Raw genomic sequence first — 12,729 nt, 5'->3', positions numbered from 1 at the left:
GCAGGGGGAAGGCGAAGCGACACGAAGTGCGCGCAGCCTGGGGGCGAGCAACACTACGCTGCGGCGAGCCAGTATCCCGCGTTGAACGGGCTGCTCATGCGCAATGCCAGAGGCGAGACATCGACGAGCTTGTCGGTCGGCATCTTCTCGGCGGCGGGGTCGTTGGTGGAAAGTTCGATGCCGGAAACCGGTGCGGCACCGGACTGCTGAGCCTCGTTCGCCCGTTCTGCTTGGCTGGTGTGTGCAGAACGGGCTACAGAAAAGAATAGAAGCACCTGAACGGTATCTTCCGGTCTCCCCAATAGTCGGAGGCGTCGCGAAAGATGTCGAGCAGTTGCTCGCGCGCTTCCTTGTCGAACTTGGCGTTGGCCGGGATCTGTTCGAGCACGATCACGAAACCCGGTTGCGGGCCGGACTTGTGCAGCGGGTCCGTCATGCAGTCGTACAGCGCGTCGAAGTTCTTCCCGAAGTGCTGCGGGAAGGTGAATTGCTGCGCGATCAGGTCGAGCACGTCCTGCTTGGTCTGGGCATTGCCCAGGTTCGCATAGAGAAAGTGCTGCCCTGCCGCATGCGCCGCTTCCTGCAGATCATTCACGCGGAAGGCGCGAATGGATTGCACGATGTTGGGTCGCACGGCACGAAGGGATAAGGTCATCTCCGCTGGTTTTTCCATGGTTGTCGTCATCATTTCTTCAGGACGCCTTGGGGCGCCGCTCCAATCCAGTTCATTACTCATGGGACGATCCGTCTGAAGCTCGCATAATGATCCGCGGTGAACCAGCACGCCGTTGGCGCGGTGCGCTCACCCCCGCAGACGATGCGCCTCGCGCCACGATCGCGCGAGCCCGGCGTATCGACCGTGTACTCTCGGTAATGGCCTCGCCGCTCCTGCGGCAGCAGGCGTTCGCGATTGCCGAACACCACACCGTCCTTTTCGTGCCTGAAGGGGCCACCATTCAATATGGCCTCATAAGTACGCTGGCCTTGTACCGGCAATTCGGCCAGCGCAATCGATTCCAGTGCCGGGTGTCCGCCGGCATTGGCACCGACTCTTTCACGCGCCTGGACTCCGGTCATCAGCGCAACCAGCATCAAGCTAGTGAGCGCAAACTTGGAGACAGGGGACGTGATCGAGGCGTAAGCCGCCATGGGGCACCAGAAGGAAGGGGAGCGAGAGCCGAACCAGCGAATCAACCCTGGGGTTAACCCGCAAATTCAAGCCCGGAGTGTGCACCAGCGGCGCGCAAATAGCAAGCGCCTGCTCAAAGATTGAGCAGGCAGAGGGGCCGTAGCTGCGCTTTCGAAGTTAGCGGCCGCTGTCGCTCTTTCGCCTACCTCTCCGCGTTTGCATCGGCGACCGTGAGTGCGGTCATGTTCACGATCCGGCGGACGGTCGTGCTGGCGGTGAGAATATGCACAGGTTTGGCCGCGCCGAGCAGAACCGGCCCGATCGCGATGTTGCCGCCCGCTGCCGTCTTGAGGAGGTTGTAGGAAATATTGGCGGCGTCGATGTTCGGGAAGACCAGCAGATTGGCATCGCCGGCCAGCGCGCTGTGCGGCATCACGGCGGCGCGTTGCTTGCCGTCGAGCGCCACGTCGCCGTGCATCTCGCCGTCCACCTCCAGCCACGGCGCCTGCACGCGCAGCAGTTCCAGGGTCCGCCGCATCTTGATGGCGCTCGGCTGGTTGCTGTTGCCGAAATTGGAGTGCGAGAGCAGCGCCGCCTTGGGTTTGATGCCGAAGCGCATCATCTCCTCGGCCGCCATGGTCGTGATCTCGGTGAGTTCTTCGGCCGTCGGATCGTAGTTGACGTGCGTGTCGACGAGGAACACCTGCCGATCAGGCAACAGCAGGCCGTTCATGCAGGCATAGATCGGCAGATCCTGCGGCGTGCTCGGGCAGCCGCCGACGCGCTTGCCGATCACCTGGTCGATGTAGTGCAGGTGCAGGCTCGTCGTGCCCCAGGTGCCGCAGATCAGCCCGTCCACGTCGCCCTTGTGGAGCAACATGGAACCGATCAGCGTGAGCCGGCGGCGCATCTCGATCTTGGCCATCTGCACCGTGATGCCCTTGCGCTCGGTCATCCGGTGGTAGGTCTGCCAGAAGTCGCGGTAGCGATGGTCGTGCTCGACGTTGACGACGTCGTAGTCGAGTTCTTCCTTCAGCCTGAGGCCGAACTTCTCGACGCGCTGCGCGATGATGGCCGGCCGCCCGATCAGGGTCGGGCGGGCGAGGCCTTCGTCGACCACGATCTGTACGGCGCGCAGCACGCGCTCTTCCTCGCCTTCGCTGAACGCGACCCGCTTCTTCGGCGCACGCTTGGCGGCGTCGAAGATCGGCTTCATCGTGGTGCCCGAGGCATAGACGAAGCTCTGCAGCTTGTCGCGATAGGCGTCGAGGTCGGCGATCGGCCGCAGCGCGACGCCCGAATCGGCGGCGGCCTGGGCGACCGCCGGCGCGATCTTCATCATGAGACGCGGATCGAAGGGCTTCGGAATCAGGTACTCGGCGCCGAAGCTGAGCTTCTCGCCCACATAGGCCGCCGCCACGCGCTCGCTCTGCTCGGCCTGTGCGAGCTCGGCGATGGCATGCACCGCGGCGACTTCCATCTCGTCGGTGATCGTGGTGGCGCCGCAATCCAGCGCCCCGCGGAAGATGTAGGGGAAGCACAGGACGTTGTTGACCTGGTTCGGATAGTCCGTGCGGCCGGTGGCCATGACGACGTCGTCGCGCACCGCATGCGCGTCTTCCGGCGAGATCTCGGGATTGGGATTGGCGAGCGCGAAGATCACCGGCCTGGCCGCCATCTTCGCCACCATCGCGGGCTTGAGCACGCCGCCGGCGGACAGGCCCAGGAACACGTCGGCACCGTCGATCACGTCGGACAGCGACCGCGCCTCGGTGCGCTGCATGTACTGGCGCTTGTCGTCGTCCATCAGCTCCGTGCGGCCTTCGTAGACGACGCCGGCCAGATCGGTCACGAACACGTTCTCGCGCTTCAGGCCGACCTTGAGAAGCAGGTTCAGGCAGGCCAGCGCCGCGGCGCCGGCGCCCGAGGTCACGAGCTTGACTTGCGCGATGTCCTTGCCGACCACCTTCAGGCCGTTGAGCATCGCGGCGGCCACCGTGATTGCCGTGCCGTGCTGGTCGTCATGGAACACCGGGATCTTCATGCGCTTGCGCAGCTCGCGCTCGACGTAGAAGCAATCGGGTGCCTTGATGTCCTCGAGGTTGATGGCGCCGAAGGTGGGTTCGAGCGCGGCGATCACGTCGACCAGCCGGGCCGGATCCTTCTCGTCGATCTCGATGTCGAACACGTCCACGCCGGCGAACTTCTTGAACAGCACGCCCTTGCCTTCCATCACCGGCTTGGAGGCCAGCGGCCCGATGTCGCCGAGGCCGAGCACCGCCGTGCCATTGGTGATGACCGCCACCAGGTTGCCGCGCGCGGTGTACTTGAAGGCGTTCACCGGATCCTTGACGATCTCCTCGCAGGGCGCGGCCACGCCGGGCGAATAGGCCAGCGCCAGGTCGCGCTGGTTGATCATCTGCTTGGTCGCCGCGATGGCGATCTTGCCCGGCACCGGAAATTCGTGGTACCTGAGGGCTGCCCGACGGAGCTCCGTGCGCTTGTCTTCGGGCGTGGGAACCGGGGGGGTCAGATCGGACATGGGCCGTGCTCCTTGCAACGCTTCTTATAGGGGGCGCCGATTGTAGACCTCGCTGTCGATGGCATAGGCCACATGGCACAGGCGCAACCCATGGAAAAACGTCAGGGCTTCCAGGTCGATGTGGCAATATGCCCAGCTCGCAAAACCGCTTCCGAGGAGTGACCATGGCGCTGATGGATTTCATCAAGAAACAGTTCATCGACATCATCCAGTGGACCGAGACCGGCGACGGCACGCTGGCCTGGCGCTTCCCGATGGCGGACATGGAAATCCAGAACGGCGGCTCGCTCACGGTGCGCGAATCGCAGGTTGCGATCTTCGTCAACGAGGGCAAGGTGGCCGACGTGTTCGGCCCCGGCATGTACAAGCTCACGACGCAGACGCTGCCCGTGCTCACCTACCTCAAGAACTGGGACAAGCTCTTCGAGTCCCCGTTCAAGAGCGACGTCTACTTCTTCAGCACGCGCCAGCAGGTCGACCAGAAGTGGGGCACGCCGCAGCCGATCACGATCCGAGACAAGGACTTCGGCGCCGTCCGGCTGCGCGCCTTCGGCAACTACAGCTTCCGCGTCGGCGACGCCAAGCAGTTCCACACCGAGATCTCGGGCACGCGCGATGTCTACACGGTGGCCGATCTCGATGGCCAGCTGCGCGGCTTGGTGTTGCAGAACATCAGCAACGCGATCGCCTCCAGCGGCGTGCCCTTCCTCGACCTCGCGGCCAACCAGATCCAGTTCGCGCAGGCGCTGGCGGCGCAGCTGGTGCCCGAGTTCAACAAGATCGGCATCAAGCTCGAGAACATCACGGTACAGAACGTCTCGCTGCCCGAAGAGCTGCAGAAGATCCTCGATCAGAAGATCGGCATGGGCATGGTCGGCAACGACATGGGCAAGTTCATGCAGTACCAGACCGCGCAGGCGATCCCCAAGTTCGCCGAGAACGCCGGCAGCGGCGGCGGCATCGCCGGCGATGCGATGGGCCTGGGCGCGGGCGTTGCGCTCGGGCAGGTGCTGGCGCAGAACCTGTCGCAGGGGCTCAACCCCAACGCGAATCCCGCTGCTGCGGCAGTGGCGCCCACGCAGCAGCCCGCCGTCGCGGTGGTCGATCCGGCCGACGTGATGACCACGCTCGAGAAGCTCGGCGAGCTCAAGACCAAGGGCATCCTCACGCAGGAAGAGTTCGACGCCAAGAAGGCGGATCTGCTGAAAAAACTGGTGTGAGCGCTCCAGCCTGTCATGGCTGAAGAGAGCGGCAGCCAGCGCTACTACCGCGCACCCTGCCCTGGCTGCGGCGCGCCGGTCGAATTCCGCTCGGCGCAGTCGGCCTATGCCGTCTGCCCCTATTGCCAGAGCACCGTGGTGCGCCAGGGCGACACGCTCGCGCGCACCGGCAAGATGGCGGAGTTGTTCGACGACTTCAGCCCGCTGCAGCTGTTCGCGGCGGGCCGCATCCAGGACAAGCCCTTCACGCTGGTCGGACGCCTGCAGTACAGCTACGAGGGCGGCCGCTGGACCGAGTGGATCGCCGCACTCGACGGCGACCGCACCGGCATCCTGAGCGAGGACAACGGCGCCTTCGTCTTCGCCCTGCCCTTCGACCTGCAGCGCGCCGCGCCGCCGGCTGCCGATCTGCGCGTCGGCGCCACCGCCGCGTTCAACGGCCAGAATTACACCGTCGCATCGAACGAGCAGGTGGCGCTCGTCTCGGCGCAGGGAGAACTGCCGCGGCTGCCCGCGCTCGGCCGGCCGTTCCCGGTGGTCGAGCTGCGCAACGACAAGGGACTGGTCCTCACCCTCGACTACGACGCCGATCCGCCGGGCGCGTACCTCGGGCGCGCGGTACAACTCGAAGACCTGCAGCTCACCGGCCTGCGCGACGACTCGGCCAAGGACGAGAAAGGCCGCAGCTTCAACTGCCCGAACTGCGGCGCGCCGGTCACCGTCAACCTCGCCGACAGCAAGAGCATCACCTGCGGTTCGTGCCACAGCATCATCGATCTCTCGCAAGGCATCGGCGGCGAACTGCGGCACGCGACGCAGGACGAGCCGGTGCGCCCGCTGATCGCGCTCGGCAGCATGGGCCAGCTGCAGGGTGTGCAGTGGCAGGCGGTCGGCTTCCAGCACCGCATGGGCGCCGCGCCCGGCGACGACGAGCAGTTCGGCTGGGACGAATACCTGCTCTACAACCAGAAGCGCGGCTTCACCTTCCTGGTCGATGCGGAGGACGGCTGGAGCGTGGTCAAGCCCACCACCGGCGCGCCGACCATGACCGAGAACGGCAGCAGTGCGAGCTACCTCGGCACGCGCTATCAGCAGCAGTACGCCTACAACGCCGAGACCTCCTACGTCGCCGGCGAGTTCTACTGGCAGGTCCAGCGTGGCCAGAAGACCTTCAACCGCGACTTCGCCAACGGCGCCGCGCTGCTGTCGATGGAGCGTTCCGCCAACGAGCTGACCTGGTCGAGCGGCAGCAAGATCGACAGCGCCGCGGTCGCGGCGGCCTTCAAGCTCGACGGCAAGAAGGAGATGTTCAAGCGCAGCGATGCCACGCCGCTGAGCTCGGCGTCGAAGATGGGTTGCGGCACCATCATCCTGATCATCGTGGTGATCCTGGTCCTGCTGATCATCCTCAGCACCTGCAGCAGTTCATCGGGTGCTGGCAGCGGCTATCGCAGCTCGGGCGGGTCGTACGGCGGCTACTCGAGTGGCGGCGGCCATAAGTAATGTCTTTTTACCGGAGGTCCTCATCATGGGATTCGAATCGTTGAAGCCAGGCCTGGTCCTCGGATCACTCGTCTACGCGCTCATCGGCGTGGTGATTTTCTGGCTGTGCTTCCTGATCATCGACAAGATCACGCCCTATGACCTCTGGGGCGAGATCGTCGAGAAGCAGAACGTCGCGCTCGGCCTCGTGGTCGCCGCGATGAGCCTGGGCATCTCGATCATCGTTGCCGCCGCAATCCATTGAGCCGCCCTGCGGCCGATGTGCCCGAGATGAACACGCAGGCGCAGGCCGCGCCGATGCCGCGCGGGCGCTCGCCCAGCGCCGTCGAGATCGCGCTGCTCGCGAGCGTGTTCGTGGTCGCGGCCTGCGGCTTGGTCTACGAGCTGACCGCCGCGGCGCTGAGTTCGTACCTGCTCGGCGATTCGGTGCTGCAGTTCAGCACCGTCATCGGCACCTATCTGTTCGCGATGGGCGTGGGCTCCTGGCTTTCGCGCTATCTCGAGCGCCAGCTGCCCGCGCATTTCCTGCGCATCGAGTTGATGGTCGCGCTGGTCGGCGGCGGGCTGCCGGCGCTGCTGTTCCTGGCCAGTGCATACATTCCGGGCGCGTTCCGTTTGCTGCTCTACGGCCTCGTGCTGGCGGTCGGCGTGCTGGTGGGGCTGGAGATCCCGCTGGTGATGCGCATCCTGCGTCGCAACGTGCAGCTCAAGGATCTGGTGTCGCAGGTGCTGACCTTCGACTACCTCGGCGCACTCGCGGTATCGATCGCATTTCCGCTGCTGCTGGTGCCGCAACTCGGCATGATCCGCACCGGCCTGCTCTTCGGGCTCATGAACGCGGCCGTTGCGCTGTGGGCGCTGTGGATGTTCCGCCATGGACTGCGCCGCGTGGGCGCGCACGGCGTGGCATGTGCGCTGACCCTCGGCGCGCTGGCCTGCGCCTTCGTGTTCGCGAACCGCATCACCAGCCTGGCCGAGGACAAGTTCTACCAGGACCCGATCGTGTTCAGCGCGACCTCGCCCTACCAGCGCATCGTGGTGACGCGCGGGCATGCAGCCGGGCATCGCCTGTTCCTCAACGGCAACCTCCAGTTCGCCGAGCGCGACGAGTACCGCTACCACGAGGCGCTGGTGCATCCGGTGATGGCCGCGCACGGCGCACCGAAGAAGATCGCAGTGCTCGGCGGCGGCGATGGCATGGCGGTGCGCGAGATCCTCAAGTACCCTTCCGTCGACAGCGTCACGCTGGTCGAACTCGATCCCAACATGACCCGGCTCTTCACCGAGCACGAAACGCTTGCGGCGCTGAACGGCGGTTCGCTGAAATCGCCCAAGGTGCACATCGTCAACACCGATGCCTTCCAGTGGCTGCAGCAGCCGGGCGACATCTTCGACGTCATCGTGGTCGACTTCCCCGATCCGACCAACTTCGCGATCGGCAAGCTCTACACCAGCTCGTTCTACGCGCTGCTCGAAAAACGACTGGCCGCGAGTGGCTACGCGGTGATCCAGACCACCTCGCCGCTGGTGGCGCGCAAGAGTTTCTGGACCGTGGCCACGACGATCGAATCGGTGGGGCTGCTCGCAACGCCCTATCACGCCCATGTGCCGAGCTTCGGTGAATGGGGCTACATCATCGCGAGCCGCAGGCCTTATCGGCTGCCTGATGCGCTGCCGCCGGGCCTGCGTTTTCTGTCGGTCGATACGCTGCCCCTCCTGTTCGACTTTCCGCGCGACATGGCGCGCGTACCGACGGAAGTGAACCGCCTGTCGAACCAGATCCTGGTCACCGCCTACGAACAGGAATGGGGCAAAGTTGCTGCGCATTGATGATGAAGCGGCGTGAGTTCATCGGTGCGACGGCGGGCGCATTCGCGCTCTGCGGATGCGACGCGTCGGCGCCAGCCATCGAAGGCGGCTTCACCGGCATCGACGTGGCGCGCGGCCATGCGCTGCGCGATGGCCTGCTGCGTTCGGATGGACCTGTGCAGGCGCGCCGCACGCGCGTCGTGATCGCCGGCGGCGGGGTCGCGGGTCTCGCAGCAGCGCGCGCGTTGCGACTCGGCGGCATCGACGACTTCGCGCTGCTCGAACTGGAGGACACGGCCGGCGGCAACAGCCGCGGCGGCGCGGTCGAGGGCATTGCCTGTCCGCTTGGCGCGCACTACCTGCCGGCGCCCGGCGACGATGCGACCGAGGTCCAGGATCTGCTGGAAGAGCTGGGCCTGCGGCAGCGCGTTGCGGGCCGCTGGGAGTACGACGAACGCCATCTCTGCCACAGCCCGCAGGAGCGTCTCTTCATCGGCGGCGAATGGCAGGACGGCCTGTTGCCCGTCAACAGCATCGGCGAGGCGACGCTCGCGCAGTACCGCCGCTTCGCCGCGCAGGTGGACCGGCTGCAGCACGAGGCGAAGTTCTCGATCCCGACGCTGAAGGCACCGCTGTCGGCCACGCTGCTGGCACTCGACGCGGTCTCATTCGGCGCCTGGCTGGACGGCCTTGGCCTCGACGACCGGTATCTGCGCTGGTACCTCGACTACTGCTGTCGCGACGACTACGGTGCCGGTCTCACGCAGGTCTCGGCCTGGGCCGGCATCCACTACTTCGCGAGCCGGCACGGCTTCCATGCGCCCGGCGACGACAGCGGCGAGCGCGACGCGGTGCTCACCTGGCCCGAGGGCAACGGCTGGCTCACGCGCCGGCTCGCGGCGCCGCTGGGCGAACGGTTGCATGCGGCGCAGGCCGTCGTGCGCATTGCCGAAACGCGCGCCGGCGTCGAGGTCGACAGCTTCGACCTCGCCTCGCATTCCGTGGTGCGGTGGCAGGCCGAGCACTGCATCGTCGCGCTGCCGGTGTTCATCGCCGTTCGCGTGATCGAGGGACCGCCCGAGCTGCTGCGCCATGCCGCCGCACATCTTCGCTACGCGCCATGGCTGGTCGCCAATGTCCATCTGCGCGCGCCGCTGGCCGACCGGCGCGGCCCGGCGCCGAGCTGGGACAACGTGGTCTACGGCACGGCCGGCCTCGGTTATGTCGATGCACGCCATCAAAGCCTCGACCCCACGCCCGGCCCGACTGTGATGAGCTGGTACCGCCCGCTCGGTCCCAGCGGCTACGACGGTCCGGACGGCCGCCGCCGGCTGCTCGATCGGCCATGGGCCGCGTGGCGCGACGACCTGCTGGCCGAGCTCTCGGTGCCGCATCCCGATTTCGCGGCGCAGGCGACGCGCATCGACATCACGCGCTACGGGCATGCGATGGCCATTCCCTCACCCGGCCTGCTCGGGGCCGGAGCATCGTCGATGGCGCGAAGCCTGGTGCGCAGCGGACGCCTGTTGTTCGCCCATGCCGACTGGTCGGGCTACTCCATCTTCGAAGAGGCGTTCACGCGGGGACACCTGGCGGCCTCGGCATTGCTGGCCTGAGCGGCGATGGAACGCATATCCACGAAGACCCGTGGCGGCCGCGGTCTCAGTCGCGTGCCGCGCCGCCGCCGAGCTGCCTGTCGATGAAGGCCATTGCCGCCTCGCCGTCGAAGTCGTGGCGGCCGACGAACTCCCGGAATTCGAAGCGATCGCCGATGCCCAGGCGCTGATACAGCGCAGCCGCTTCCGGCGCCGCCTTGCGCGCGCCCTGGATCGGAAAGAGCGGGTCCTGGTTGCCGGCCTCGATCAGGAGCGGCCGCGGCGCGACGAGCGCGGCGACCGACGGGTCGCGCCACAGCGTCAGCGCATCGGGATAGCGCCAGTCGAGAAAGCCGTTCGGCTCGGACGAATCCAGCACGGCTTCGCGATCGTTGAAGTACGCGGCCACGACGGCCACGCGGATGCGCGGATCGAGCGCGGTCGTGTAGAGGGTGTAGAAGCCGCCGTAGGAGTGGCCCATCATGGCCACGCGCTGCGGATCGATGTCGGGCCGTTTGAGCAGGACGTCCAGCGCCTTGACCGTCTTGGCGATCTCGATGGCCGGCAGCGAGGTGCCGGCCTCCCAGGCGCGCACGGTCAGCCGGTCCCTGAAGTCATCGCCGTCCCGGCCGTAGTGCACATAGGTCGGCATCCAGACCGCGTAGCCATGCTGGAGCGCATCCCAGGCCAGGTTGCGGCGGCTCTTGCCCATGCCCTTCAGCAGGCCGTCCGGGGTCTCGGCGGGCATTCCGCCGCGGCCGGCGGCTGAAATCACCAGCGGCAGTTTCTTCTGGTCGTCCGCGCTCTTCGGACGCATGTAGATGCCCGTGGCGTAGACGCCGGGGAGCACCGGGATCTTCAGTTCGCGGTAGGTCGCGAATTCATCGGCGCCGATGGCGGATTCAACCACCGGCTGCGTGAGCGGCACATCGAAACCCGGCGGGGGATAGCGCAGGCTCTGGCTCAGGCGCGCCCGCGAAGCCTGGGCGGACCGGGAGAAGGCTTCGATGCTCGAGAAGTCGAGCGCCGGCGATGCCGCGACCCGCGGGACCGCATCGCGCAGCGCGCGCAGGTAGGCCGCGATCTCGTCGCCCTGCGCGAGGGCGCGGTCGACCACGTCCTGGCGCTTCATGCGCAGGGTCGGCGATCCGATCCTGGCGGCCGCCATGTCGTACAGCCGGCCCGAGACGATCCATGCGAAGTCGTAGACCGGCCGGGCGAAGTAGGACCAGACCAGCAGCACCAGGACCAGCAGAAGCCAGGAGCGCTTGTGCATGGGGCGATCGGCCATGGGCGGCGTCTGCGGCGCTAGTTGCGCATCAGTGCTTCGATCTCGTCCGCATCGACCGGCACGCCGCGCGAGATCAGCTCGCAGCCGCTCGCGGTGACGATGGCGTCGTCTTCGATCCGGATGCCGATGTTGTGGAACTGCGCCGGCACGCCGTCGGCAGGGCGCACGTAGATGCCCGGCTCGACGGTCAGCACCATGCCCGGATGCAGGATGCGGCTGGGACGGTTCTTGATGATCTCGTTGGACAGCGGGTCCTTGCGCTCGCTCACCTCGCCCACCTCGGTCGGCTCGACGTAACTGCCGCAGTCGTGGACATCCATGCCGAGCCAATGGCCGGTGCGATGCATGTAGAAGGGAAAGTAGGCGCGCTGCGCGATCACGTCGTCGATGCCGCCGACCTTGTTCGCGTCGAGCAGCCCCAGATCCAGCATGCCCTGCGACAACACCTTCACGGCGGCCTCGTGCGGATCGTTGAAGCGCCGCCCGGGCTGCGTCGCCGCGACCGCCGCGTCCTGGCTCGCGCGCACCAGGTCGTACAGCGCGCGCTGCGGTCCGGTGAACCGGCCGTTGGCGGGAAAGGTGCGCGTGATGTCGCTCGCGTAGCCGTCGAGTTCGCACCCGGCGTCGATCAGCACCAGCTCGCCGTCGCGCACCGGCGCCACGTCGGCGCGGTAGTGCAGCACGCAGGCGTTGGCGCCCGCTGCCACGATCGAACCGTAGGCGGGATATTGCGAACCGCCCAGGCGGAATTCGTGCAGCAGTTCGGCGTCGAGGTGGTATTCGCGCACGTCCTTCCCCTCGCGCAGCATGCGCGCCGACAGCTGCATCGCGCGCACGTGGGCCCGGGCGCTGATCTGCGCGGCGCGGCGCATCACGTCCTGTTCACCGGCGTCCTTCATCAGGCGCATCTCGTCGAGCGGGCCGCACAGGTCGCGCTGCTCTTCCGGACAGAGCGCGCCGTAGCGCACGCGTGCGCGCACGGCCGAAAGCCAGCCGTCGATGCGCGACTCGAGGCCCTTGTAGGTCGCGAAGGGATACCAGACGACGGCCTTGTTCTCCAGCAGCTTGGGCAGCCGGGCATCGAGTTCGTCGACCGCGAAAGCCTCGTCGACGCCGAGCGCTGCCGGCGCCGCCGAAGGCCCGAGTCGGTAGCCGTCCCAGACCTCGCGCTCCGGATCCTTGGGCGCGCAGAACAGCGTGGCGCGGCCATCGCCGGCCAACACCAGCCAGGCGTTCGGCTCGGTGAAGCCCGTCAGATAGAAGAAATAGCTGTCATGCCGGTAGAGGAAGTCGCTGTCGCGGTTGCGTTGGCGTTCCGGTGCCGTCGGAATGATGGCGATGCCGTCGGCACCCAGTTGGGCTGCAAGGCGCGCACGGCGAAGAGCGTGGGAATTTGCGGTCATGTCGTCACTATGCAATACGTTTGTAACACCCTGGCGGCGCTGGGAAACAAACAACGAAAAGATTTGCAAGAATGATTGCCCTGTAGGAAGGCTCCCACGTACAAGCTCATCTTGATCAATCTGGAGGTGTTTTTCTTGAAATTCATTCATAAAAGCGCACTTCTGCTTCTTGTTGCTGCGAGCGCGTTGAGCGCGTGCGGAGGTGGGGGTGGCGGCGGTGGTGGCGGTATCGGTGCA

The 12,729-nt window shown here is 66.4% G+C and carries 11 protein-coding genes; 5 read left to right on the top strand and 6 right to left on the bottom strand.

Going from position 1 to position 12,729, the window contains the following annotated elements; genetic code table 11:
• Positions 1–53: 53 nt before the first annotated feature.
• From WDLP6_RS27310 to WDLP6_RS27295, 4 genes are all read right to left on the bottom strand, one after another.
• Entirely contained in the window at positions 54–275 is a 222-nt protein-coding gene (locus WDLP6_RS27310; RefSeq protein WP_162565135.1) for a hypothetical protein, read from the bottom strand.
• Positions 254–736: a barstar family protein gene (locus WDLP6_RS27305; RefSeq protein ID WP_443083438.1), complete on the bottom strand. Its 483-nt coding sequence runs from the start codon at positions 734–736 to the stop codon at positions 254–256. Before WDLP6_RS27305 ends, WDLP6_RS27310 begins: the two co-directional genes overlap by 22 nt.
• On the bottom strand, positions 733–1,149 hold the full coding sequence (locus tag WDLP6_RS27300; RefSeq protein WP_162594889.1) for a ribonuclease domain-containing protein: 417 nt from the start codon (positions 1,147–1,149) through the stop codon (positions 733–735). Before WDLP6_RS27300 ends, WDLP6_RS27305 begins: the two co-directional genes overlap by 4 nt.
• 182 nt (positions 1,150–1,331) lie before the next feature.
• Positions 1,332–3,671 carry an NADP-dependent malic enzyme gene (locus tag WDLP6_RS27295; protein ID WP_162594888.1) on the bottom strand — a complete coding sequence of 780 codons (2,340 nt, stop codon included), beginning with the start codon at positions 3,669–3,671 and terminating at the stop codon, positions 1,332–1,334.
• Between the two features lie 164 nt (positions 3,672–3,835).
• Between WDLP6_RS27295 and WDLP6_RS27290 the strand changes: the two genes are divergently transcribed.
• Genes WDLP6_RS27290 through WDLP6_RS27270 form a run of 5 tightly spaced genes read left to right on the top strand, consistent with a single transcriptional unit; the run spans position 3,836 to position 9,819 of the window.
• Positions 3,836–4,891, top strand: a complete 1,056-nt coding sequence (locus tag WDLP6_RS27290) for an SPFH domain-containing protein (protein WP_162594887.1) — start codon at positions 3,836–3,838, stop codon at positions 4,889–4,891.
• 15 nt (positions 4,892–4,906) lie between these two features.
• Positions 4,907–6,394 (top strand): DUF4178 domain-containing protein, encoded by a 1,488-nt coding sequence (locus WDLP6_RS27285; RefSeq protein WP_162594886.1) that lies wholly within the window; start codon positions 4,907–4,909, stop codon positions 6,392–6,394.
• A gap of 25 nt (positions 6,395–6,419) precedes the next feature.
• The gene (locus WDLP6_RS27280; RefSeq protein ID WP_162570253.1) at positions 6,420–6,638 is read left to right on the top strand and encodes a DUF350 domain-containing protein; all 219 of its coding nucleotides are present in this window, start codon (positions 6,420–6,422) and stop codon (positions 6,636–6,638) included.
• A gap of 26 nt (positions 6,639–6,664) precedes the next feature.
• The gene (locus WDLP6_RS27275; protein WP_443083467.1) at positions 6,665–8,224 is read left to right on the top strand and encodes a polyamine aminopropyltransferase; all 1,560 of its coding nucleotides are present in this window, start codon (positions 6,665–6,667) and stop codon (positions 8,222–8,224) included.
• Between the two features lie 2 nt (positions 8,225–8,226).
• Positions 8,227–9,819, top strand: coding sequence for an NAD(P)-binding protein (locus WDLP6_RS27270; RefSeq protein ID WP_162594885.1), 1,593 nt, complete (start codon positions 8,227–8,229; stop codon positions 9,817–9,819).
• 46 nt (positions 9,820–9,865) lie between these two features.
• Here the strand turns inward: WDLP6_RS27270 and WDLP6_RS27265 are convergent, their stop codons facing one another.
• Together WDLP6_RS27265 and WDLP6_RS27260 are read right to left on the bottom strand one after the other, a co-directional pair.
• Positions 9,866–11,089, bottom strand: coding sequence for an alpha/beta hydrolase family protein (locus tag WDLP6_RS27265; protein ID WP_162594884.1), 1,224 nt, complete (start codon positions 11,087–11,089; stop codon positions 9,866–9,868).
• Between the two features lie 17 nt (positions 11,090–11,106).
• On the bottom strand, positions 11,107–12,492 hold the full coding sequence (locus WDLP6_RS27260) for an aminopeptidase P N-terminal domain-containing protein (RefSeq protein ID WP_162570250.1): 1,386 nt from the start codon (positions 12,490–12,492) through the stop codon (positions 11,107–11,109).
• Between the last annotated feature and the right edge of the window lie 237 nt (positions 12,493–12,729).

It is taken from the genome of Variovorax sp. PBL-E5, assembly GCF_901827185.1.
Taxonomy (GTDB): domain Bacteria; phylum Pseudomonadota; class Gammaproteobacteria; order Burkholderiales; family Burkholderiaceae_C; genus Variovorax.
This window is presented reverse-complemented; position numbering and strand designations above follow the sequence as displayed.